The 557-nt window shown below is 48.1% G+C and carries 1 protein-coding gene; it reads left to right on the top strand.

Annotation, left to right across the window (positions count from 1 at the left end):
- A partial coding sequence (locus ABEG11_RS19160) for a hypothetical protein (RefSeq protein ID WP_348825766.1) occupies window positions 1–556 on the top strand: 556 nt, incomplete at its 5' end.
- Window position 557 lies beyond the last annotated feature (1 nt).

The raw sequence follows: 557 nt of genomic DNA, 5'->3' as shown, positions 1-557 counted from the left end.
AAGAAAGGAGAAAGAAAAGGGGAGGGAGAAAAAGAGAGAGGGGGGAGAAAGAAAGAGGGAGGGGAGGGGGGAGGAGAGGGAGGAAGAGGAAAAGGGGAAGGGAGGGGAAAAGGGAAAGAAAAAGAAGAAGAAGAAGAAGGGAAGGAAAGGAAGGAGAAAGGGGGAAAAGAAAAGAAAAAGAAAAGGAAGAAGGGGAGAGGGAAAAGGGAGAAGAAAAAGAGGAAGAAAGGAAAAAGAAGAGAAGGAGAAAGGAAAAAGAGGAGAGGGAAAAAAGGGGGAGAGGGGAGGGGGGAAAGAAGAAAGAGAGAAGGAGGGGGGAGGAAAAGGGGGGAAGGAAAGGAAGGGAAAAGGGGGAGGGGGAGGAGAAAAGGAAAAGGGGAGAAAGAAGAGAGGAAAAAGAAGGGGAAGGAAGAAAGGGAGGGAGGAAAAAGAGGAGGAAAAGAGAGGGAAGGGGGAAGGGAAGAAGAAGAAGAGAGAAGGGGAAGGAAAGAGAAAGAAGGGAAAAGGGAAGAAGAGGAAAGAAGGAAAAAGAGAGAACGGAAAGAGTCTCTGGTAAG

It is taken from the genome of Flavobacterium aestuarii (genome assembly GCF_040049115.1).
Lineage (GTDB): Bacteria > Bacteroidota > Bacteroidia > Flavobacteriales > Flavobacteriaceae > Flavobacterium > Flavobacterium aestuarii.
This window is presented reverse-complemented; position numbering and strand designations above follow the sequence as displayed.